Genomic DNA, 21,894 nt, shown 5'->3' on the forward strand with positions numbered 1-21,894 from the left:
ATTCGCATCACTTGCAGTAGTGTTCGCGTGTCCTCACGTTTGCCGCCCGATCTCGGCCGTCCTCGGTACTGCAAAATAGGTGGACTCTCATCCATCGACTATGGACGATTTTCGACCGGGTCGACGACGGTTTCTGGCGGCCGCCAGCGCCGGACTCGCCGGCGTCGTCGCCGGCTGTTCGGAACCCTCGACATCGGGACCGATCGAGGGCAGTTCCTCGCACGAAATTGACCGCGGAAACCTCGCGGACGGCTCGACGTTTACCGATATTTACGAGGCGGTTATCGACTCCGTCACGCAGGTTCGCGTCTTCGGCGTGAAGGACCCGAATAGCGACTCTGAAGGCCGCGGGCAGGGATCCGGGTTTCTCGTCGACGAAAACCACGTCGTCACGAACGCACACGTCGTCGCCGGCGGCGAAGAAACCGATCTCCAGTACATCAACGGCGACTGGACGACGACTGAACTCGTCGGAACGGATACGCACAGCGATCTGGCGGTCCTCGAGACGGATCACGTTCCCGATATCGCAACGCCGCTGACGCTTGCCGACCAGCGACCAGTTGTCGGCCAGCAGGTCCTCGCGATCGGCAATCCCTACGGGCTCGAAGGCTCGATGTCCGAAGGGATCGTCAGCGGCGTCGATCGAACGCTCGACGCACCGGGACGCGAGTTCTCGTTCCCGAACGTCGTCCAGACCGATGCCGGCGTCAATCCCGGCAACAGCGGCGGGCCACTGGTCGACCTCAACGGAAACGCCGTCGGCATCGTCAACGCTGCCGGCGGCGAGAACATCGGCTTTGCGATCTCTGCAGCACTGATGCAGCGTGTCGTCCCGTCGCTGATCGCGGACGGGGAGTACAACCACTCGTTTATGGGAATTACGTTTATGACCGTCGACCGCCTCGTCGCCGAGGCGAACGATCTCCCTGAGGCCACCGGCGTTATCGTCGATAGCGTCCGGTCGGGCCAGCCAGCAGCGGGGACGCTCCACGAATCGACACGGACGACCACGCGCGGCGGCGCACCGATACCCGTTGGCGGAGACGTCATTCTCGAACTGAACGGCGAACCGGTTCCGGATCGACACGCGTTCTCGACGTATCTCGCCCTCGAAACCAGCCCCGGCGACACGCTCTCGCTCACGCTTTGGCGAGATGGCCGGGAAACGACCGCAGAAATGGTCCTCGGCGAGCGATAGGCTCCGCAGCAGTTGTCGCACTCGCTCCCCGCTGGCCGCTATCGTTGCAACTGTTTCCTCGATCACTCGACCGTTTCTCCATCATCCGTTGGATAGGCACCCGCCGCAATAGGGGAAGCAAATCACTGATTGAATCGGTCCGTTTCCGTCGTTACGCTACCGATACAGCCGTTTTGATCCCGATAACAGTCTCGTACAGGTTAGCCGCTGTCGAGTTCTTTTTCGGCGAAATGAACGGTTCGAACCGGCTCGAAATGGGGATCAGGGTCTCGTTTGCCGCGTTTAGCCTCCCGATAACAATAGGTTCAACCGCTGAACCCGAAGTTGGCGCGAACACTCGACGCCTGCCATTCAATGACTCACGATGCTGACAACTGGTCGTCGGATACCGCAGTCGGTGACGAACAGTCGACGTCGAGCACGGTGGACAACGCGAACGCACCCGTGGATACGGACGCGCGGCGACAGACACACGACACCGGACCTGAACTCGATCACGTCAGAATCGACAACGGGGACTCGCCCGATGAGTGTGCTATCTTCCCGGCGGAGGCTCCCGAAGAAGAACTCATGTCGAACTGGATCGCGGCGACCCAGGGGTCGTTCGTCGATCTGGAATCGATACGCTAGTCCAATGCACCTCGGGAGTACAGTTACGACAATCGGGTTCTGGGTCGGGACGCTGCTCCCTGTCGTCTATCTCCCGCTGTTCGTGGCGGGCATCGGGTCGGCGACCAGATTTTCGATCTTTCTCTGTGTGCTCGTGATCAACATCATCGCCCTCGTTATCGGCCACGACTATCGCGGCTCTCGGTCGTACGACGAGCGCCAACTCGACGGGTCCCGCTCACGATAGCGATCGCATTTCCATCGGAGAGCGGCAACTTGCACCACTCTCGTCGTCACTGCAAGTCAGTGGGCACCCGATCGGACAGCCGTCGTGCGACCAGTGCGTAACCAGTTGTAACCAGTTTCAGTCGGTGCTGGAGGAGTCACGAGGACCAGACCTGCGCCTGCGGCGTTCCACAACTGTCACAGACGACGGCCCGGTTTCCCTTGTAGCGGTCACGTTCGAGTTCGCCGTCAGCGCAGGCCGGACAGGGCCGTCCCTCGAGGAGCGACAGCAACTGTCCATGTGCCGCGTTCTGCTGTGACGATTGTGATTTCGCCATATAGACACTTCAGCCCGAGATACTGGAAACGATTGGCCCTGTCTATGCAATGTTCGGCCGCCCCGTCTCACCGCGCGGGACGAGTCGAAGCACCTATTCGTCGATCCCGAGAAGGGCCACGGGATGTGGCCCTGGGGACACCTCGCTGTCGCGTACCTGCTCTATACCGGCTACACTGCGCGTCGATTCGACCGCTCGCCGCGGTTCGTACCACTGGTCGCACTCGCGATCGGCTCGCAGTTTCCCGATCTGATCGATAAGCCGTTCGCCTGGACGTTCGGCGTCCTCCCCGGCGGGCGGACGCTCAGCCACTCGCTGCTGTTCGTCGCGCTGTTCCTCCCGGCGATATACGTGGCTGCGGATCGACTCGAGTTCAGGTCGGCGAGTGTCGCCTTTTCGATCGGTTACCTCTCGCACCTACTCGCGGATATTCCGCCGTCGGTGCTCACCGGTGAGCCGACGGGTGCCGCGTACTTGCTCTGGCCGGTGGTCGAGCAGCCGCCCGAGGATCCGATCGGCGGGATTCTGGATGCGTTCCTCAACTACTACACGATGGGACCCTACGAGTGGCTCCAGCTCGGCCTGTTCGTCGGTGCGGTCCTCGTCTGGTATCGTGATGGCGCGCCGGGGTTGGCGACCGTTCGGGCGTCGGTTCGCCGGTATCTGCCGACTCGATCCTGACTGGTCACCCACGTTGTCCGCCCCCATTTCCTTCCCTTCTCTTCTCTTCTCCGCCCCTCCATACCTTCCCTCTCCTCGAGCTGTCCTCCCCCCGAAGCCGTTCGAAACCGTGGCGGCTATCCCGCCACCCGCCGTTCATCGCGTATGCGCCAGTTCGTTCTCATCGCTCACGACGTGCCGCTCGAACCCGACTTTTCGCTCGACGATCTCGCCGGCGGTGCCGGCCGACTCGACGCGCTCTGTCGATCGATTACCGCCTCGTTCGTCACCTCCCACGGCATCCGCGAGGACGTCCGCACCCATCTCGTCGTCCAGGACGAGTTCACGATCACTTTCACCGGGAGCGATCTCCGGCGACTCAATCCGGACGAGCGAAGCACCGCCGCCCTCGTCCGCAACGCGCTGGAGCACCGCGAGGAAGCCATCGGTGCCTTGCCGGCCGAGCCCAGTCCTGGCATCGAACTCTACCGCCGCGGCCTCGCGGACACGCTCGCTGAACTCGCCGATGACGGGCCGGTCGTGCAACTACACGAGGACGGCGAACCGGTCGTCGACATCGATGCAGCTGAACTCGAGTCGGGGGTATTCGTCCTCTCGGACCACCGGGATGTCACCGAGGCGGAGGCAGAGCTGCTCGACGCGCACGTTGAGCAGCGCCTTCGACTCGGTCCGGAACGCTTGCATGCGGATCAGGCGATCACCGTTGCGCATCACTATCTGGACACGGCGGGGTACGACCGGTTTTGAGGACACTGGGCGTTACGACGGAGATGTGAACGGAAGACACAGTCCCGCTTGCGGGGTTTCGGAAGCGTTAAACGAACGGGCACCCAGGTATAACCTGCGGGCCGGTGGGGTAGCTTGGTATCCTTCGGCCTTCGGGTGGCCGTAACCGCGATTCGAATTCGCGCCGGCCCACTTTTCCCGCATTTTTCTTCGAGAGTGCTCACTTTCGGGTGTTTAACTGCGCGCCGCGAGTTCTCGTTCTCGTCGTTGTAGCCAGCGGTGACGAGATCGAGCCGCTCGATTTCGAGTGTTGCCTGAAATACCATCGTGTGACAGCGTCGTAGTACCAAAAACGGTCACCGGTGTGGATTGCTAACGAGCGAGGAAAATCCGAGTGAATGCATCGTCAATACGGAGCAGAAATATCACTCTGCAGTCGTCCCATCCGGTGCCGGTTCCCCATCGTCATCGACGAGAACGAACTCGGTCGAACCGCAGGGACAGCCGTCGTTCCCGATCAGCTGTATGTCTCCATTCGGCCACTGTCGGGCCGCGTAAACGGAATCGCACTCGGTGCATTTGGCGAGTTCTCTCGAAACGTCATCTCTGTTTGCCATTCCCCGACAGTATAATGACGATATTGACTGAATTAGCGTTTCTATTTGCGAAACTGTTAGCGCGGTTCCAGAAGGGGAGCAGTGAGAATCTATCGCGGCGGTGGGCATACGGGCTGCTAGCAGCCCGTTCCGGCACACCCACGACTGTGCGGGTGCGCGGAGAAACGGCCAGTAGACCGTTTCAGTCCTCGTGACTGCCGTCAGTGTCTTTCCAGTCGCCGCTTTCGACGCCGTGGATTTCCCCCTTCGCACGGCGTCTGGCGGGCCAGGCTGCAACCGCGATAACGGCGGCGTAGAAGACGGCCAGTCCTGCCGCCACGGCGATCCCCGGGATGCCTGGGAGTTCGGCGGCTTCGGTCCACTGCGATTCGGGGGTAAAGAGCGTGACTTTGCTCACCCAGGCGACGCCGACGACGGCGAAGAGGAGCGCGTAAACCCGTCTCACCCGTCGAGAAAGTGCCTCGAAGAACGACACTTTGAACGTCGGCTGTCTGAGGTCTTCCCCGACTTCCTCTCGCCAGCGGGGGTGTTCAGCGCCGGCCGGGTCGAACGCGTTGGCGAAGACGTTCTCCTGCAGCAGTCGAACGCGGGCGCGCCAGACGTCGTAGAAACGATAGCGACGCACCTCGAAGAAGAGGAACATCGCCAGGAGCAACAGGCCGACGAGCAGGAGGTACGCCGGTATATCCTCGCTGGAGAAGACGATCGAGAGTAACGCCGCGATCAGCGTGATCGCCCAGTCGGTCGTCCGATCGAGCCGATCCTGCGCGCTCGTCGCCTGGGCAACCTCGCCCCGATAGTAGTGCGGGACGAGCGAGAGGAAATCATCGGAATCGGTCGCCGCCGCCGCTGCGACCTCCTCGTGTTCTGGATCAAGTGAATCGTTCTCGCGACTCATAGATAGTTTACGACGGCGACGAGTATAACGGAGGCGTGTCGAAACGCGAATCGGACGAGTTCAGCGCTGGGCCCCTGAACGTTACATGGGTGGGACGGTCGACTGATCGGCCTCGGTTGGCCCGTCAGCGCCCTCCTGCGAGACGGCAGTCTCGAACCGGTCGAGCGTCTGTGAGAGTTCGGCCGCCTGGTCCGCGAGGCTGTCGACGCTGTGGGTGACTTCCGAGAGCGAGGCCGTCTGTTCTTCGGCGGCGGCGGAGACGTTGCCGGCCTCAGCGGCGGATTCCTCGCTGCTGCTTGCGACCTCGTCGACGGCGGTGACGACTTCCTCGGTCGAGGACGCCTGTGCGTCGGTCGCAGCGGAGATTTCCGTGACGCCGTTGTTCGTGTCCTCGGCGAGTTCGGCGATCTCCGCGAGTGCGTCGACGGCCGGCTGGACGGCTTCGGTGCCCTGCTCGACCTTCTGGCTCGTGTGCTCGACGACATCGACGGATTCGTCCGTCTTTTCCCGGATGTCGTCGATCCGGTCTTCGATCTCCGCAGCGGCGTCTTTCGCGTCCGCGGAGAGTTCTTTGATCTCCTGGGCGACCATGTCGAACCCGCCGGCCTCGCCGCCTTCGCCGGCGCGCGTCGCTTCGATGCTCGCGTTCAGCGCGAGCAGGTTGGTCTGGTCCGCCACGTCGGAGATGGCGTCGACGAGTTCGGTGATCTGTTCGACCTCGGTTTCGAGCGACTGGATTGTCTCGACGGCGCGTTCGGCCTCGGTTTCGACTTCGGTCATCTCCTCGATCGCGACGGTCGCGGCCTCGCGGCCCTCGCGGCTGGAGTCGACGGTCCGTTCGGCGACCGTCTCGACCTCGCTCGCCGTCGATGCGATCTCCTCGGTCGACGCTGAGAGGTCCGACAGCTCTGCGTCGACGGTCTGGAGTTGCTCGCTCTGGCGCTCGGAGGCGTCCGAAATCTCCTGCACCGATTCGGCGACCTGTTCGCTCGCGCTCTGAACCTCCTTGCTCGAGGCGCTGACCTGCTGGCTCGCGGCAGCCACGTCGGTCGCGAACTGCTTGACCTCATCGACCGTCGACTCGAGTTCGTCGAGCATCGCGTTGAACTCGGTGCCGATCTCCTGCATCTGCTCGTTGTCGGTGTCGACGTCGGCGCGGACGGTGAGGTCGCCGTTTGCGGCCTCGCGCATCGTCCGGCTGTACTGGTCTGCGCCGCGTTGCAGTTCCGCGGTCACCTCGGCCATGCGTTCGCGCTCGGACTCGGCTTCGGCCTGTGCAGTCTCGGCTTCCGTTTTGGCTTCCTCCGCCTCGGCCTGGGCCGCCTCGGCCTCGGCTTGGGCCTCCTTCGCTTCGGTGATCCGCGTCTCGAGCGCCGTGCTCATCTCGTCGAAGGACTCGTAGAGCCGGCCGACCTCGTCGATTCGGTTCGTCGAGAGGTCGATGTCGAGTTCACCCTGTTCCATCCGCTTGGCCCGATCTCGAAGGGTTTCAAGCGGCGTCACGGTCTGGCGCGCGAGGAAGACCCCGCCGACCACCAGCGTGAGCAGTCCGGCTCCGATGACCGAGAGCAGGCTGTGCCCGACGGCTGAACTCGCGGCGAACGCCTGGTCCGTCGGGACGGTCGTGATCGCAACCCAGTCGTTGTCCGCCATCGCGCTGTAGCCGATGACGAGATTGCCGTCGCGTTCGAACGCCGTGCCCTCGCGAACGGTGCCGAGGGATTCGACGATTTCCCCGTCGGGGTCGCCGCCGAGTTCGTTGCTCGCGAGGACGGTGTCGCCCTCCGTGTTGAGGATCATCGTCTCCTGGTCCTCGTGGAGTTGCCGCAGTCCGTCGACGCGGTAGTCGATCGTTCCGACGACGACGGCGATTCGGGCCTCGTCACCCTCGACGGGGCTCGCGAATGCGATTACCTGATCATCGAGGGTGCCGGACTGGTATGCCGCCGGCGAGTACCAGATGTCGTTCGCCGCCGTCAGGTCGACGCCGGGCTCGATTCCCGTCCAGGGTTCGTCGATACTGGACAGCGACCGGCCGCTGACTTCTCCGTTCGTACTCGTCAGCACTCGATCGTAGTTCGTGTCGACGACGTGGATCGCCCGAACGTCGACCGGTAACTTCGCCTGTTCCTCGATGATGTGTGATTCGGCCGTTTCCGCATCGGTTTCCGACAGTGCGGGAGCGGACGAGAGCGAACGGGTGTGTGATTCCATCGAGATCGTCCACTCGTTGATGGAGTCCGCGTGCATGTCCACCGTCGCCGTCAGTTGCTGTTCGGCGTCGGTTTCGACGGTGTTCTGGGCGTTGACGTACCCGATCGCCCCGACGGCAGAGAGTACGACGAGGATCGCCAGCACCGAGATCACGAACTTCCACCGATAGCTCCCACGAATCACTGACGGGACCAGTGACCGCATCGTGGAACCGAGTTCAGACCCGTCCCCGAGCGTCTCTGCAGCGCGCCCGTCGCGTCTCTCGGAACCCTCGTTTCCAGTTGTCTCTCCCGTCTCAGAACTCTCGCCCGCAGTCGTCTCTTCCGGCTGCTCCGGCTCGTTCGCCGTCATTGTGCTACCCCCTCCGGCGTTCGCTCCTCGATCGAGACGATCTCCTCGCCCTCGAAGGTGAAGTACTCGTATGTAACTGACCCACCATCACCGCTTTCGTCGAACGCGACTTCACCGGAGGCACCGCGGTACTGAACCGGCTCGCCGTCCGCGGCGAGTTCGAGTCCAGTGGCGAGTTCACCCGGCATGATTTCCGTTCCCCCGCTGGTCGTTACGTCGATCATATTCGATCGGATAGCCGTCCCGTCGTTTGCGCCCGCCGCGGCGTTCGAGAGCAAAAGCGTCGCCGCCGCATCGTAGGCGTTTGCCGTGAACAGCGGCGGTTCGCCGCCGTGTTCGTCTTGGTACAGCGAGGTGAACCCGTCTCGACCGGGTCCGGACGACACCGGTGCGGTTCCATAGACGTTCGAGAGCGATGCGTCGACGCCCCGTGGAATCGCCTCGTCCTGGAGCCCGTCACTGACGAGGACGGTTTCCGTTCCCTGGTGGTTCTCGTAGTACTCGGCCAGCAGGTCGACGCCGCTCTCGGCGTAACTGACGAGAAAGAGGATATCCGGATCGTCTGACAGTGCCTCGCGAAGCGGCTCGGTGTAGGAATCGCTGCCCTCCGTGAACGAGACCTGGTGTTGAATCGTTCCGTCGAACGACGCCGAGAACGCGCCGGAGAGCTGCCGGCCGTAGTCGCCGGCTGTATACAGCGTCGCCGCCGTCTCGGCATCGTGTTCGGATACCGCAATCTGTGCGGCGATGACCGCCTGCATCGAGTCGTCAGGTGCCGTCCGAAACGAGAATCCGCGATCGTTGAGGATGCCCATCGTCGGCGACGTGCTTGCCGGTGAACAGGTGACTACTTCGGCTGGAATCGTCGCCTGTTGGGTCATCTGTAGCGTTACGTCCGACGCTGCTGCCCCGACGATGGCCGGGTAACCCGCATCGATCAGTTCCGCCACGTTGTTGACCGCAGCCGTTGGCGCTGTCTCCGAATCGACGACTTCGAAATCGACCGAGACGTCTAGGTCGGATCCCTCAAGTTCGACGATCGGCAGCATCGCCCCGTTTCGGAGCGGGTCACCGAACGCTTCGAGTCCGCCCGAAAGCGGAAGCACACCGCCGTACTGAAGCGTCCGGTCGGCCAGTGCCAGTTGGTCGTCGTCGGCGTTCCTGCCGAGAAATCCGTCGCCCAGACAGCCAGCGATCGCTGTAACCGCACTGCCGGCGATAACCCCGAGAGACTCCCGTCGCCTCACGGTTTCTCACACCCGTTCGTCACTTCCCCCTGATTGCAGTCGCTCTGCCTCGTGTCACGGCGCATAGTTATCCGTCTGCTGTTGAGACTTTCAACGTTCTGGCCATATTCCAGGACAGTGACCACTCTCCGGTATCTCGCGGGATGTCACTGAGTCGCTATCGAATAGCGTGCTGGCACCCGACAGGACGTTCGTGAGACGCCCCGTCGGAAGCCACGGCTACCACCACGGGAAACGAGTTCAGTCACTGACAGAGCGACGCGACGCTACAGATCTCGAAGTCGAATCCCGTCTTCGACCAGCCGAGCGTTTCGCTCGCGGTCGATATACTCGGCGAGTTCATCGTGGTCGTGGATCTGCGCGATGACGTCCGCGTAGAGCGTCCGCCACGCGATCGCGTAAATCGGCGACTGCCCCCACGCTCGCAGTTCCGGCACGAGGTCGTCGTAGGTTTCGTATCGCTGCTCGAACCGGTCGAGCACGTCGAGGACCTGACCCGCTGCCTCGCGGTCGTCATCAGCGGCCTCGAGCGCCTGATTGAGTCGCTGTTCCCATCCGGCCACGGCTTCTTTCATATCGGCCTCGGCGACCTCGTCGTCCGCCGGCAATCGCTCGAGCAACGGTTCCGGAACGCCGAGTGAAATCGAGTCCATATGATGGTGTCCATCGGCGACCCTCAAGAATCTGTAGGCCAGGTCGCAAACAGCACCTCGTCGACGAACTCGTCGTCGAGACGATAGTGATCCGCTCGGACGCCCTCGCGCTCCCATCCGTTGGCCTCCAGGAAGGAAATCGCCGTCTCGCTCGAACTCGGGACGCCTTGGACGACCTTCCGGTAGCCGGCCTCCCGAGCCCACTCGAGGCCGTGCTCGAGGAGCGTCCGTCCGATTCCTGCACGACGGTGTGCTGGAACGACACCAACCGTCAACTCGGCCGTATGCGATCGGGAGTCGAGCGCCGGAACGTCGAGATGGAGCCAGCCGACGATCCGAGTATCGTCGGGTTTGTCGGCGGAGGTGGGGTCGGTCTCCGGGGTAGAGTCAGTGTCAGAGTCAGAATCGGAGTCAGCACCGGACCCAGCGTCAGCAGTCGTCTCAGACTCGGTGTTCGAATCGAGCACCGCAGCAAAGCACATCCGCGACTGTGAGCCGTCCTCGGTCCCGTTCACCCGAACCAGCGCCGGTGCTCGTTCGAGCCGCGTCGCCAGATCGGCCGCGACGACGTAACTTCCATCCTGTGCCACCGTCCGCATCGCCTCGAGAATCCCCTCCCGGTCCGGCTCTCGGGCGGTCCGAATCGTCACCGCCCCCGACTCGGTCTCGAGTTCAGTTGGCGATCCGGGAACCGAAACTCGGAGCGTCCCCTCGGATTCGGTCAGGTACCCCTCGGCGAGCAGCGTCTCGAGACACGACTCCAGTGTCGACGGTTCGAGGGCCGTCTGCTGCGTATAGTTGCCCGATCGAGCCGGCTTCGAGTGCGCCGGGCCTGCATCGACCCGCACCGACCGGAGCAACTCCGCCCGCGTCGCCGTTCCGTGCCGGTCGACGAACTCGTAGACCGCCCGCTGAACGTCGTCGAACGAACTCGTCGGGTCGTCATCGGTGTGCATGGCCATAGTGGGTTCGCCATCGGGAACGGGTATGAGTGTGCGGGTTGCAGACGAAACCTGTTGTGTCCCGACACGGCGTCTCGCCACGTCGATAGCCGTCCCACCTGTGACCACCCGATCAGCCCGTGACTGAACTCGACCTAATTCTATATCGCTGCATATGATTCATCACTTATATCGATCCCCGCCAGCGGGTGAGCTGCATCGATCAGTAACTCACTGCGCTCGATGACCGCCCACCGAGACGAACACCAGAGCCGCACTCACTGTCAGGAACAGCGCACCGACCGGAAGTCCGAGGACGGGACTCGAACCGCGTATCTCGCTCACACGGAGCGAATCTTACCGTTAGACCACCTCGGACACGCTTTCGCCATCGTCACACACACCTGCTACCCACTTCAGCCCACCTCTCGTTTGCATCAGCTGAAACGACGTTCTCATCATTTGAGACGAGCACTCTCTATAGTACCAGGCAATCTGCACTGAACTCGTGGCTGTTCGGTGACGCAATCACCGTCGCATCCGGAGGTAGAGTTCACGGCCGGCGGTCACGAATTTCCAGCGGAGTCCGTCGCCGCGTTCCCAGTAAAGATTCGGGACGAGTTCGCCGCCGAACCCCGCTTTGAACCGGAACAGTCCGCTTCGAAAGTCGCCGGTCGCCCCGCCGAAATCGTAGGCGTCGTACCCGTTGTCGATCGCCCACCGGATCACGGCGTCGTAGAGCAGTTCCGAGGCGTGGTCATCGTAGTATTCCTCCGGGACGGCGGCGAAGAAGCCGTGAACGGCGGACTGTTCGTCGTCGAGCAGTTCGAGGAAACCGCCCGCGTACTCGCCGTCGAGTCGGAGGGTCAGGAGGAGCAGCCGCGAGTCCATCGCTAAGAGGTTCTCGAAGAACGCGAGTGGGTAGGCGTCGCCGCCGATCTGTTCCATGTGTCGTTCGTACGCGCGGTGAAATCGTTCGAGTGTCGCCCGCGTGAGTTCCTCCTCGACGATTTCGTAGGGGTGGGCTTTGCCCTGCTCGATTCCCTTACGTCTCGAGTCGCTCATTCCCGACCGGACCTGGTCGTACCCATCCGTAAGGGAGAGGACGAATCGACCCTTCGACCGTGCCGGTCGATACCCGTGCGAGCGGAGCACGTCGCTGTACTGGAGATACTCCGTATCGTGGGCCCGAATTTCGTGAACGATCGTCCGGCCGGTACAGAGCGTCGGAATCGTCTCGAGGATCGCATCGAGTGTCTCGGCGGTGTCGGTCGTAATCGCAGGGCCGCCAAATCCGGGGTACGTCGACCAGAGCCGTTGAAACGGGACTTTCGGGAGGTCGACGACGAAGTTCGGGAGGATTCCGATCGGATTGCCGTCTTTGGTCACGACGACGTGGTTTGGCGTGTAGCCGAGCCCGGTTTCGATCGCCTCGAGCCACTCGTAGCGATGGAAAACGCTCGCTTGTTTCGCGTGGGCAATGACGTGATTCCACCGCGAACGATCGATACCGTCGATCGTCTCGTGGACCGTCACCTCGTAGTCGGTGTTCGTCTCACGAGTTCGCTCGCCGATGCCCGGTCGCGTTCGACTGTCGAGTTTCGTTTTGACTGCCGAGAGAGTACCCATCAGTGAACGCTTCCAGTCAGTGACTTGTGGTCGTTTGTTCGCCCATCACGAACTGAACGGAGACACTACACTTAACACCGATTAGGTGCGCAGAGAGGCGATTGCTGCCCCACAGCGATGAGTTAGCCAGTAGTCGTTGCTATTCTGGATAAACTCTATTACACGATATGGAACTGAGTGAATCGGTCTACCACTACTTCGGAGGTTGGTACACTATGACCCAGAATTGGTGGAAAACGAGCGTATCTCAGTGAGAACCAGGAGTCAACGAGTCCAGAGAGTGGCGTCGATCGACGGCTTTCAGTGTTTGAGACTGCAGTAGCTCTTCTCAGTTGGTTTTCTGGACACAGCTATCGCTCACGACCTGGCAGACCGATCAGTTTCAGCGAATATCTTCAGTCGACAGGCCAGAGGTATTTTGCGACGTAGTCGACGAACTCGCCAGCCGTGAGATACGGTGAGAAGTCCACGATTTCTGTGGAAACACGTGCTTTGAGCAGGAGATCCGTTAGCCGCCACAGATTGTAGAGGAGTACCGCAAACACGAAGTAGAACGACCGAACGCGGTAATCCTTCGAACTCGTCGTCGCGAGAAAATCGTGCTTGATCGTCTTGTACTCATTCTCGATTTGCCAGCGATCGCTGTACCGCCGGCAGAACCCTTCTGCATCGGTAGCAGAAACCGCCACGTTGGTCGCGAACACCGCAGTCCCATCACTATCCTCTGAAGAGGTTGGGACGTAGCAAAACCGCATCTCGTGACTTCCGTGCTCGACGTCTACCTGGGCAGTTTCGACTGCCACGTCCTCGCTGTCCGCTTCCATCTGTTCGAGGACGGTCGCTTCGGTCTGCATCGTCCGCTTTGGAATCAGGTAGTTCACGTTTAGATTCGACAGCGTCTGGAAGACATTCATCGAATCGAACTCGCGATCGCAGACCACCGTATCGACGGTCACGAGTTGCTTTGCACGCCGGACGAGGCGATGCAACTGATTAGGGCGATTCTGGTCCCAGGAGGAACTCTCCACAACCGGTTCGACGGCGAGAATGAGCGGGATATTCTATCCGACGAGCGTCAGCGTCGCGAATTTGTACCCGCGGTACTCGTGTTTCGTGCCGCTGACCATCGGCATATCCTCTACGGTCCCGTAGTACGGGATGGTCGTCGTGTCGATCGCGACCGTCACCGGCTCTTGGAGCGGGAGATGATCGATCGCCTCGAGCATCTGCTGGGTTGCCTCGTCGAACCCCGTCAGAATCTGTTCGGGATCGAATTGCTTGATCGTACGGAGATGTGTATCCCCATGTGGCGTCTGCTCTCGATGAGAGTGGGCGGCGAAGCTTCGTGAACCCTGATCAGCGCCGCAACCGACCATCCCGATGTAGCTCTGGAGCTCCAGAAAGCAGTTATCGTCATAGGAGCTGTTATCGGCGCGTTCTGAATCGAATGGTGCGAACGCGTAGGACCGGCCGAGTTTGAGCATCCGCGTGATTTGCTGAGACGAAAAGGTATTCTCGTCCGATTCTGCGGACTCGGAAGCATCACTCTCCGTAGACCCCTCTCGGACAGTCTGGATAGGGACACCGTACTCGTGGGCATACTCACGGATTTTGGTGACCCACGAAGAGACGATATCGCGCAGTTCCTCGGGGAAGCGATTTCGCCAAGTCCGCGAGAACGTCGATGCGTCGGGGACGCTTTCGAGGCCGACAGCGGCCGAAACTTCGGGCCAGCGTTGGAGATCGCGGGCTAACTCCTCGTAGTTACGATTCGTGAGCTCCTTGTACAGCAATGCTTGAACCATCGGCCCCAAATCGTATGCTGCTGGGTGCCACTCCGGATACTCGTCGAGTTCTTCGCGAAGGAGCTCTGGAATTGTCGTCGCTTGGAGAGTCTCGATCAACGACGAACACGTCCGTAGCTCGTAGCGAACGTCCATCGTAACTCCACACCGCTAACCGACGCTTCTTCTGGGCTTTTCTCGCTGGATCATCGACAGTGTCTGGACGGAAGTCAGTCTGCCAGTCGATCGTATTGAAGCCCGTCGTCTCCATCTAATCGACCGACTCGACTGGAGTCATGAAGAAGTGGTCGATCGAACAGTGAAGTAAAGTAGTCTCTATCCGGTAGAGAAACGAATGGCATTTGTGATGAATTTGTCTCTGCTGAAATCACTGACAGGAGATACATAAAGACCACCAGCGGTCAAGACAGGTGACACAGGTATCGTTGTATTATAAAATCATTTTCCATATTTAATTGGATGCGGGAAACAAAACTGCAGTGTCGACGGCGCACCTGCGAAAACTGCTAGGAGGAATAGGGATATATCGATCTCTTTCAGAAATTGTCTGTTTGGACATTCCATATTCAAACTTGAATCCCCTTGGTTGTTGGGGTTCCTTTTGCAGTATTGATAGCTCCTTTTCCTCTGGGTGCAGAGGATATGAACGCATGCACCAAATTAGTGAAGTCCACTTTACGACTCACGGCAAGACTGAAAACCGGCAACTCATCGACCGATATATCTTAGATGCAGTCGAGAGACTCCCGCAGCAGGAGTTCTGCGATCACGCGGCGTTCATGCCCTTGACGCACGACGCAGTCGGTGGCGGCAACGTCTGGATCACGGTTGCAGGCGATATGGAAACTCTCGTTGATCACGAGTCCGACAATTGGGACGATTTCGTTGAAGAGGGGTTCGTGTCGGAATGGGACGTGACCGAGGTGACGGAGGACTGGTACGAGATGGCAGGAGAGCAGGGTGGAGAGTTACTACTCCAACTTCATCGCGTTGCGAATCAGGCGACTAAGGCCGCTTTCGAGGAATTCGAGACCCCACCAGCGCCAGTTGACACCTATCCGGAAGAGGATGCAAAACACCCGGTCGGGTGGTGGATGGTGCTTGACACTATGTCGGGGCACCAAGAGTACACCTTTGAGGAAAGAGTGGAGGCATTCTTGTATGGGATTCGGCACAAGTACGAAGATGTTTCTAAGTTGGAATCGCCCGAGAAGGCGGCTCAGCAGATCGATGAGTGCATCCAATCACTCGAAACGCTCCGAAACGAGATGCAAGACTGACGAAATCATCGCGAAAAATTCGCACATCGACTGAACAGAGGGTTCAATCCAATTTGGCGTGGAAGAAAGCCACGCATCAAAATCATCTTCCGAAGTTGTGGTCTACAGAGTGGGCGTTTAGATCGTTACAACTCTCAACCGAGTGGACTGCTGCTTGCCATTTCGTTGCAGACAGTCGCGGTATCCGCTTTTGAGAGACTGTGATGGAAGTTCGAATTCGCACATCCACCACATCTTGGAACCGTTTTGCTGAACTGACGAGCGGTCTCAGTTACACTGAGTCAGCGGACGCCGGAGTGAAGAACCCAGTCGGGAACGTGCTCACTACTCGGTGATCGGTTGCCGAGTTTCGGTTTCACAGGCCGTACAACGGATAATGACCGCCGACCGATCGTCGGCTACTTCGGACGTATGGATGGTTTCCTCACTGCACTCTGTACAGTCCAGCAGGTACTCGATATCTTCGGAATCGCGTGGTGCACCGAGTGCGAGCGCTTTGACCCGGTCCGACGAGTGATTCGTTCCACGTTGGAACTCTCCCGGCTCGAATCTGATGACCTCACCGGCATCAACCTGTATCTCGCCCATTTCCGTTCGGAACGTTGCCGTTCCCCTCAGAACGAAGAACACTTCTTCCTGATCGTGGTGGCGATGATAGGCAAAGCCGAAGCTCTCACCCGGCGCGAGTTCGAAATAGTTTATCGCAACCCCGTTTGTCCCGAGTGCCTTCGAAATTGGTCGGACGATGTCTGCAGGGCTGTTCGTCGGTGGAACGTCGACAGCATCAATGACGATGTGTTGCATCGGTCGGAGTACCACGAGACACGAGTTATGTCTGTCCCCGAGAACAGCAGGTCCGTTTAGAGACCAATATCGGAAACGGAGCACCATCTCTTTCGTCACGGAACGCGAGCGGAGAGTATGGGCGAATCTCGGCGGACGCAACCAGTCGGTCGGACGCGGGTGCCGATATGGGCCGGCTACGCGGCCTGTCTGTGGGCAGCGGTGTTCGCCGCGATGAGTTTCTACTGGGCGCTCGGGGGAACTCTCGGACTGAAGACGATCGGCACGTTTGCGCAGTCACGAGATGCGACGTTTGTCGCGATGCTGTGGGCAACCGGGATCGTGAAGGCCGGCGGCGGACTCGTTGCACTTGCGCTCGTTCGGCCCTGGGGTCACCGCGTTCCGCGTCCGCTCTTACTCGGTTGTGCCTGGGCAGGCGGTATCGGGTTGATTTTGTACGGCAGCGGGAATCTACTACAGCACGCGCTTATGGCGGTCGGAATGTACAGCGTCCCCGACGCAATCGGTTCGACGACGGCAGTCTGGTGGCATCTCCTGTTCTGGGACCCCTGGTGGATCGGGGGCGGCGTGCTGTTCAGTATCGCAGCGTGGGGCTACACCACTCGTACGCGCAACTGACGCTGACGTCGGTAGCGGGCTCCAACGGAGCCAAAACGAACGTGGAACCAGCCGAGGAGGGCACGGCTCTCGTCGTTCCGGTGGACGCTCCGAGTTCACCGTGCTATCCGGCACCGGCACCGTCGGTCTCCGTCTCTGCCTCTGTGGGGGCCATCACTTATTGTGATCGGTCAGCAACAGTGACGGTGTGATCGTCGACGGTCGAGTGCTCCGCGAGGACTTCGTTCCGAGCGAGGTCGTCCATCGCCACGACGAGGTGAACCTCCTTTCGGAGGCCCTGGAGCCGCTGCTTTCAGACCGCCGGCCTGATCCCTCGTTCCTGTTCGGCCCGACGGGCGTCGGCAAAACCTGTATCGCCCGCTACACGCTCGCCCAGTTGCACGAGCAGGACCCGGATGTCCGGGTCGCCTACGTCAACTGCTGGCAGGAATACACGCGATTTCGCGTGCTGTACAGCCTTCTTGAAGCAACCGGCCGAACGACGGATATCCACCGATCGACGGCGAAAGACGAACTCTTCGACCGACTCGCCGAGGGAGATACCCGACCGCTCGTCGCCATTCTTGACGAAGTCGACCAGCTCGAAGAAACCGCCGCACTCTACGACCTACACCGGTTACCCCACGTCTCGCTGGTGCTGATCGCCAACCGCGAGGAAGAACTCTTCGCCAGCTTCGACGACCGCGTCCGGTCGCGGCTGCACGCCGGTACCCGAGTGCAGTTCGACCGGTACGGAACGGCCGAACTCCGCTCGATCCTTCGCGAGCGAGCAACGCAGGGGCTCGAACCGGATGCGGTGACGACCGACCAGTTACAGACGATCGCCGACGCGGCCTCCGGCGATGCGCGCGTCGGGATCGGAATCCTCCGGTCAGCAGCACGCCGTGCGGAACGAAACGGGTGCGAGTACGTCACCGAGGCCACGATCGCGGCGGCGATCCCCGACGCTCGAACGGCGATTCGGCGCAAGACCGTCGAGGGACTTCCAGACCACCAGCGCGTGCTCTATGAAATCATCACCGATGCGGGCGAGATCGAGCCGGGTGAACTCTACGAGGCGTACGAACGACGGGTCGCAGAGCCAAAGACGGCGCGGACGCTACGAAATTACCTGACAAAGATGGTGCACTACGACCTGATCGAGTCAGTTGGTGAGCACCGCGGGAGGCGGTATCGGCCCGTCGCAGACGGGGACGAGGGCGAGGAGTCGGAGCTACCGACCGAGAAGTGAGACGACGAAAGCGAGAGGGGTGGAGCGAAGCGGTGACAGCAGGGGCCGCGGCGCAGTTCGTGCCAGCGCGTGCCATATTTCGCTCCGTTTTGACTGTCCGCGTAGACGGAGCGTCCCATCCTGTGTAGAGTGAACACTACATTTATCCCTGCCAGTCGATTTTGCCATACTAGAAGCTGCAGCACAAACCGGCTGAGAAACGCGTTCAGAGTGGTTTACATGGGTGGATACCGGAAATCTGAGTTAGGTGCCAGACTGGGTATCGAGGCAGCAAACGCCGCAATAGGGGCGACAGGGACAACCAGCCTGCCCGTGACTCGTTCACTGCGAGTTCATACTGTCGGACAGTATCAGAAGCGACGGCGACACGGACGGGCCGATGACTGACGGTCGAGCGGCCAAATCGATGCCGGTACAGATCCTGTTAGTAGAGGATAATCCGGGGGATGTTCGGCTCACCGAGGAAGCGTTCAAGCAGGGACGAATCGAGAACGAACTGCACGTCGTTTCCGACGGGGCCGAAGCGCTCGAGTACCTCTATCAGCGCAGTGAGTATGCGGACGCACCGCGTCCGGATCTGATTCTGCTCGATCTCAATCTGCCGCGGACGGACGGGACGGAAGTGCTCGAAGAACTCAAAAACGACGCTGAGCTCCATTCGATTCCGGTGATCGTTCTGACGAGTTCACGAGCGGAGGAGGATATTGCAACGTCCTACGAGTTGCATGCAAACGCGTATCTGACGAAGCCGGTTGACCCTGACGAGTTCATCGAGACGGTACGGACCTTCGAGAAGTTCTGGTTTTCGGTGGTTCGGTTGCCGTCGGAGCGTGATCAGTAATGACGGACAGTGACCGCGAGGACGAGCGCCGGAACCAGTCCGACAGCGAAACGACGGCCGAATCGGGCGAACACGACAAACTCGATACCACGACCGCGATACCGGAGCAATCCGAGACACTTCGAGCGTTACTCATCGAGGACAATCCCGGCGATGCGCGGTTGATCGAGGAAATGCTCCGGGATACGGAAGAACTCGCACAGCGGGTCAGTCCGACCGAGTCTGCCGGGCAGACACCGGAGATAACCCGCGAAAATCAGCTGGCAGACGGCCTTGAGACGTTCGAGCACAGTGCCGTCGATGTCGTCCTGCTCGATCTAAATTTGCCGGACAGCCAGGGACTCGAGACGCTCGAAACCGTCTCCGAAGCGAGCGATACGACGCCAATCGTCGTGTTGACTGGTCTGCGGGACCAGCAAGTCGGTATTCAGGCGATCCAGCAGGGAGCACAGGACTTCCTCGTCAAAGACGAAGTGACGAGCGAGTTGCTGGTTCGAACGATTCACCACGCGATCGAACGCGCCCGCCAGGAGCACGAACGACGCCGCCAGCGCGAACAACTCGAGGCGATCAACCGCCTCAACGATATCGGTCACGACATTATCCACTCGGTGATCACCACCGAGACGCGCGCTGAACTCGAGCAACAGGTCTGTGACCGCCTGACAGCGTCGGACGGCTACCGCTTCGCCTGGATCGGCGAGATCAACCCGGGAAGCGACGACGTCGTCCCGAAGGCAACGGCCGGCGTCAAGGACGGCTATCTCGAGGCGGTCGAGATCAGTACTGACGAGGACAAGCCGATCGGCCAGGGACCGGCGGGAACTGCGGTTCGAACCGGGACTGTGCAGGTCGCAAACAACGTCGACAGCGACCCCGAGTTCGAGCCCTGGCGCGAGGAAGCGGAATCGCGCGGCTACCAGTCATCGGCGGCGATCCCGATCATCCACGAGGATCTCATCTACGGCGTTCTCAACGTGTATGCCTCGTCCCCACGCGCGTTTACCGCTCCGGAGACGCAGATTCTCGCCCGCATTGGCGACACGATCGCCCACGCGATCACCGCGATCGAACGCCGCGACGCGCTGGTCAGCGACGCCGTCATCGAACTCGAGTTCAGAATCGAAGAGATGGTTCCGGAACTGGTCGCGCTGACGGATACCGAGTCGCGGACGATTTCGATCAAGCAACTGATCCGGGGCGACGAGGCGCTACTTGCATACGGGACGGCCCGGGATATCTCACAGGAAGCCTTCGAAGAGGCCATCGAGCGAAGCGAGGGCGTCACCGCTGTCAGATTCCTCTCCGTAAAGCGTGACGAGTTCGAACTCGTGATACCGGCTGCGGCCTCGCTGTTCGAGGCGATTGCGACCCACGGTGGCCGGGTCGAGTCGGCGACGATCGCGGATTCCGAGTTCAGATTCGTCGTCGAACTCCCGCGCGGCCGGGATACGCGCCAGATGATTGAACTGATCAAAGACCACCGGGACGATGCGACCTATCTCGCACAGCGAACGACGGAGCGGGGCGAGCGGGCCGAGCCGGGGTCGGGTGGATCGGGAGCCGGGAGGCGAATGATGGGCGTCCTCGAGGACGATCTCACGGCGAAACAGCGAGCGGCCCTCGAGACGGCGTACTTTGCGGGGTACTTCGACTGGCCGCGCGAGAGTACGGGTGAGGAGATCGCGGACCGCCTCGGCATCGCGCCGGCGACGTTCAATCAGCATCTCCGAACCGCAGAGCGGAAGTTTTTCGATTCGGCCCTCGGGGAGTAGCCCCGGCTTGCTGTTGTGAGTGGGTGAGGCGCGGCGCGATCGCCTAATGAGCGTTCAATCCGACAGCCTCGGCGAGCAGTTCGTGCGAGCGGAGCACGTCGTCGTGGTCCGCGATGAGGTTCTGGACGATCACGTCGTCGACACCGACCTGGTCGGTCAGTTCGTTGAGCAGCGTTCCCACCGTCTCCGGACTGCCGGACATCGCGCGGGGCCACTCGCCGGGCGGCAGCGACTGCGGTGTCGGGTCGGGGACGCCACCGAGTTCGTCGATGGCTTCGTCGACCGTCGGCGTCGATCCGGTAACACCACGTTGCATGCGCTTGTATGACGCCTCGGCGCTCGCCCGAAGGCGTGCGGCTTCCTCGTCCGTGTCGGCACAGGCGACGTTCACCGCGAGCATTCCCGCCGGTTCGTCCACGCCGGCGTCCGACGCGGCGGGGTCGAAGTGCTCTCGGTAGGTCTCGAAGGCGCGCACGGCGAGGGTCGGCCTTATAAATGCTGCAAAGCAGTAGCGGAGCCCGAGTTCACCCGCGATTTTCGCACTGGAGGGACTGGATCCGAGCACCCAGATTTCCGGGACATCCTCGGCCGAGCGAGCCAGTTGGAGGTCGGCGTACGGATGGTCCGCACCGAACTCGTCGTAGAGGTGGTTGGCGGTTTCTTCGATCTTCTCGGCGTGGTCCTCGTCGGGGTTTCGCTTGCGTCGCTCGGTCCGAAGCGCGCGGTCGGCGGCTGGTTTGCCGGTGGCGCGTCCGAGTCCGAGATCGATGCGGCCGGGTGCGAGCGCGTCGAGCGAACTGAACGTTTCGGCGACTTTGAACGGGCTGTAGTGGTTGAGTAACACCGTTCCGGAGCCGACGCGGATCGCGTCGGTTTTGGCCGCGAGATGGGCGATCAGGACTTCGGGCGTCGTGCTCGCGATCGAGTCGGCCATGCTGTGGTGTTCGGCGACCCAGAATCGCGAGTACCCCAGTTCCTCGGCCAGTTGTGCGAGTTCGACGGTGTTCTCGTAGGCCTCGGTTGCACTCGCTCCGTCGGGGACGGGTGCAAGATCGACAATCGAGAGGTTCACACCGATGATTCGGGGTGAAGGCCGAATAACTGCTCGCTTCTCTCCGACTGTGAGGTGGAGACACAGAGCGTGACACTGGTGAGCGAAGTGGCGAGCAGCAAACGCAGGTCAAAATGTTCCGGGACCGGTTCGATCGGC

22 protein-coding genes and 1 tRNA gene are annotated in these 21,894 nt (G+C 61.0%); 11 read left to right on the forward strand and 12 right to left on the reverse strand.

Features of this window, described 5'->3' with window-relative positions:
* Window positions 1-100: 100 nt before the first annotated feature.
* The 3 genes from C484_RS14300 (at window position 101) to C484_RS14310 (ending at window position 2,057) form a co-directional block, all read left to right on the forward strand.
* The gene (locus C484_RS14300) at window positions 101-1,201 is read left to right on the forward strand and encodes a S1C family serine protease (protein ID WP_006826618.1); all 1,101 of its coding nucleotides are present in this window, start codon (window positions 101-103) and stop codon (window positions 1,199-1,201) included.
* A 354-nt stretch (window positions 1,202-1,555) separates the two neighbouring features.
* The gene (locus C484_RS14305) at window positions 1,556-1,831 is read left to right on the forward strand and encodes a DUF7511 domain-containing protein (RefSeq protein ID WP_006826619.1); all 276 of its coding nucleotides are present in this window, start codon (window positions 1,556-1,558) and stop codon (window positions 1,829-1,831) included.
* 4 nt (window positions 1,832-1,835) lie between these two features.
* A complete protein-coding gene (locus C484_RS14310) occupies window positions 1,836-2,057 on the forward strand; it encodes a hypothetical protein (RefSeq protein WP_006826620.1) in 222 nt (73 codons plus the stop codon).
* A gap of 136 nt (window positions 2,058-2,193) precedes the next feature.
* On the opposite strand, the gene C484_RS14315 is transcribed toward C484_RS14310, so the two are convergent.
* Complete coding sequence (locus C484_RS14315; protein WP_006664625.1) at window positions 2,194-2,373, reverse strand: HVO_A0556 family zinc finger protein; 180 nt, start codon at window positions 2,371-2,373, stop codon at window positions 2,194-2,196.
* Between the two features lie 123 nt (window positions 2,374-2,496).
* Between C484_RS14315 and C484_RS14320 the strand changes: the two genes are divergently transcribed.
* From C484_RS14320 to C484_RS14330, 3 genes are all read left to right on the forward strand, one after another.
* Window positions 2,497-3,054, forward strand: a complete 558-nt coding sequence (locus tag C484_RS14320; RefSeq protein ID WP_006826621.1) for a metal-dependent hydrolase — start codon at window positions 2,497-2,499, stop codon at window positions 3,052-3,054.
* 144 nt (window positions 3,055-3,198) lie between these two features.
* Entirely contained in the window at window positions 3,199-3,801 is a 603-nt protein-coding gene (trmY, locus tag C484_RS14325) for a tRNA (pseudouridine(54)-N(1))-methyltransferase TrmY (RefSeq protein ID WP_006826622.1), read from the forward strand.
* A 98-nt stretch (window positions 3,802-3,899) separates the two neighbouring features.
* Window positions 3,900-3,972, forward strand: a tRNA-Pro gene (locus C484_RS14330).
* 233 nt (window positions 3,973-4,205) lie between these two features.
* Here C484_RS14330 and C484_RS14335 read toward each other — a convergent pair.
* The 9 genes from C484_RS14335 to C484_RS24410 all read right to left on the reverse strand — a co-directional run bounded on the left by C484_RS14335 (window position 4,206) and on the right by C484_RS24410 (window position 14,270).
* On the reverse strand, window positions 4,206-4,397 hold the full coding sequence (locus C484_RS14335) for a hypothetical protein (protein WP_006826623.1): 192 nt from the start codon (window positions 4,395-4,397) through the stop codon (window positions 4,206-4,208).
* Window positions 4,398-4,578: 181 nt separating this feature from the next.
* On the reverse strand, window positions 4,579-5,295 hold the full coding sequence (locus C484_RS14340; protein ID WP_006826624.1) for a DUF2270 domain-containing protein: 717 nt from the start codon (window positions 5,293-5,295) through the stop codon (window positions 4,579-4,581).
* 81 nt (window positions 5,296-5,376) lie between these two features.
* Window positions 5,377-7,860: a methyl-accepting chemotaxis protein gene (locus tag C484_RS14345; RefSeq protein WP_006826625.1), complete on the reverse strand. Its 2,484-nt coding sequence runs from the start codon at window positions 7,858-7,860 to the stop codon at window positions 5,377-5,379.
* Window positions 7,857-9,107 (reverse strand): ABC transporter substrate-binding protein, encoded by a 1,251-nt coding sequence (locus tag C484_RS14350; RefSeq protein ID WP_006826626.1) that lies wholly within the window; start codon window positions 9,105-9,107, stop codon window positions 7,857-7,859. The genes C484_RS14345 and C484_RS14350 overlap by 4 nt, the downstream gene beginning before the upstream one ends.
* Window positions 9,108-9,373: 266 nt before the next feature.
* Window positions 9,374-9,760 (reverse strand): hypothetical protein, encoded by a 387-nt coding sequence (locus C484_RS14355; RefSeq protein WP_006826627.1) that lies wholly within the window; start codon window positions 9,758-9,760, stop codon window positions 9,374-9,376.
* Between the two features lie 23 nt (window positions 9,761-9,783).
* Window positions 9,784-10,722 carry a GNAT family N-acetyltransferase gene (locus tag C484_RS14360; protein ID WP_006826628.1) on the reverse strand — a complete coding sequence of 313 codons (939 nt, stop codon included), beginning with the start codon at window positions 10,720-10,722 and terminating at the stop codon, window positions 9,784-9,786.
* Window positions 10,723-11,229: 507 nt separating this feature from the next.
* Entirely contained in the window at window positions 11,230-12,330 is a 1,101-nt protein-coding gene (locus tag C484_RS14365) for a GNAT family N-acetyltransferase (protein WP_006826629.1), read from the reverse strand.
* Between the two features lie 395 nt (window positions 12,331-12,725).
* Window positions 12,726-13,319 carry a transposase gene (locus C484_RS24405; protein ID WP_239640993.1) on the reverse strand — a complete coding sequence of 198 codons (594 nt, stop codon included), beginning with the start codon at window positions 13,317-13,319 and terminating at the stop codon, window positions 12,726-12,728.
* Window positions 13,320-13,391: 72 nt separating this feature from the next.
* Window positions 13,392-14,270 (reverse strand): transposase, encoded by an 879-nt coding sequence (locus tag C484_RS24410; protein WP_239640994.1) that lies wholly within the window; start codon window positions 14,268-14,270, stop codon window positions 13,392-13,394.
* A gap of 515 nt (window positions 14,271-14,785) precedes the next feature.
* Here C484_RS24410 and C484_RS14375 point away from each other — a divergent pair.
* On the forward strand, window positions 14,786-15,415 hold the full coding sequence (locus C484_RS14375) for a hypothetical protein (protein WP_006826630.1): 630 nt from the start codon (window positions 14,786-14,788) through the stop codon (window positions 15,413-15,415).
* A gap of 324 nt (window positions 15,416-15,739) precedes the next feature.
* Here C484_RS14375 and C484_RS14380 read toward each other — a convergent pair whose 3' ends face one another.
* Complete coding sequence (locus tag C484_RS14380; RefSeq protein ID WP_006826631.1) at window positions 15,740-16,219, reverse strand: cupin domain-containing protein; 480 nt, start codon at window positions 16,217-16,219, stop codon at window positions 15,740-15,742.
* A 117-nt stretch (window positions 16,220-16,336) separates the two neighbouring features.
* Between C484_RS14380 and C484_RS14385 the strand changes: the two genes are divergently transcribed.
* From C484_RS14385 to C484_RS14400, 4 genes are all read left to right on the forward strand, one after another.
* Window positions 16,337-16,837 (forward strand): DUF3995 domain-containing protein, encoded by a 501-nt coding sequence (locus tag C484_RS14385; protein ID WP_006826632.1) that lies wholly within the window; start codon window positions 16,337-16,339, stop codon window positions 16,835-16,837.
* Window positions 16,838-17,024: 187 nt separating this feature from the next.
* Window positions 17,025-18,068, forward strand: coding sequence for a Cdc6/Cdc18 family protein (locus C484_RS14390; protein ID WP_006826633.1), 1,044 nt, complete (start codon window positions 17,025-17,027; stop codon window positions 18,066-18,068).
* A 379-nt stretch (window positions 18,069-18,447) separates the two neighbouring features.
* On the forward strand, window positions 18,448-18,909 hold the full coding sequence (locus C484_RS14395) for a response regulator (RefSeq protein WP_006664610.1): 462 nt from the start codon (window positions 18,448-18,450) through the stop codon (window positions 18,907-18,909).
* On the forward strand, window positions 18,909-20,684 hold the full coding sequence (locus C484_RS14400) for a bacterio-opsin activator domain-containing protein (RefSeq protein WP_006826634.1): 1,776 nt from the start codon (window positions 18,909-18,911) through the stop codon (window positions 20,682-20,684). The genes C484_RS14395 and C484_RS14400 overlap by 1 nt, the downstream gene beginning before the upstream one ends.
* 43 nt (window positions 20,685-20,727) lie before the next feature.
* On the opposite strand, the gene C484_RS14405 is transcribed toward C484_RS14400, so the two are convergent.
* The gene (locus C484_RS14405) at window positions 20,728-21,756 is read right to left on the reverse strand and encodes an LLM class flavin-dependent oxidoreductase (protein ID WP_006826635.1); all 1,029 of its coding nucleotides are present in this window, start codon (window positions 21,754-21,756) and stop codon (window positions 20,728-20,730) included.
* Window positions 21,757-21,894 lie beyond the last annotated feature (138 nt).

It is taken from the genome of Natrialba taiwanensis DSM 12281, assembly GCF_000337595.1.
GTDB classification, from domain to species: domain Archaea; phylum Halobacteriota; class Halobacteria; order Halobacteriales; family Natrialbaceae; genus Natrialba; species Natrialba taiwanensis.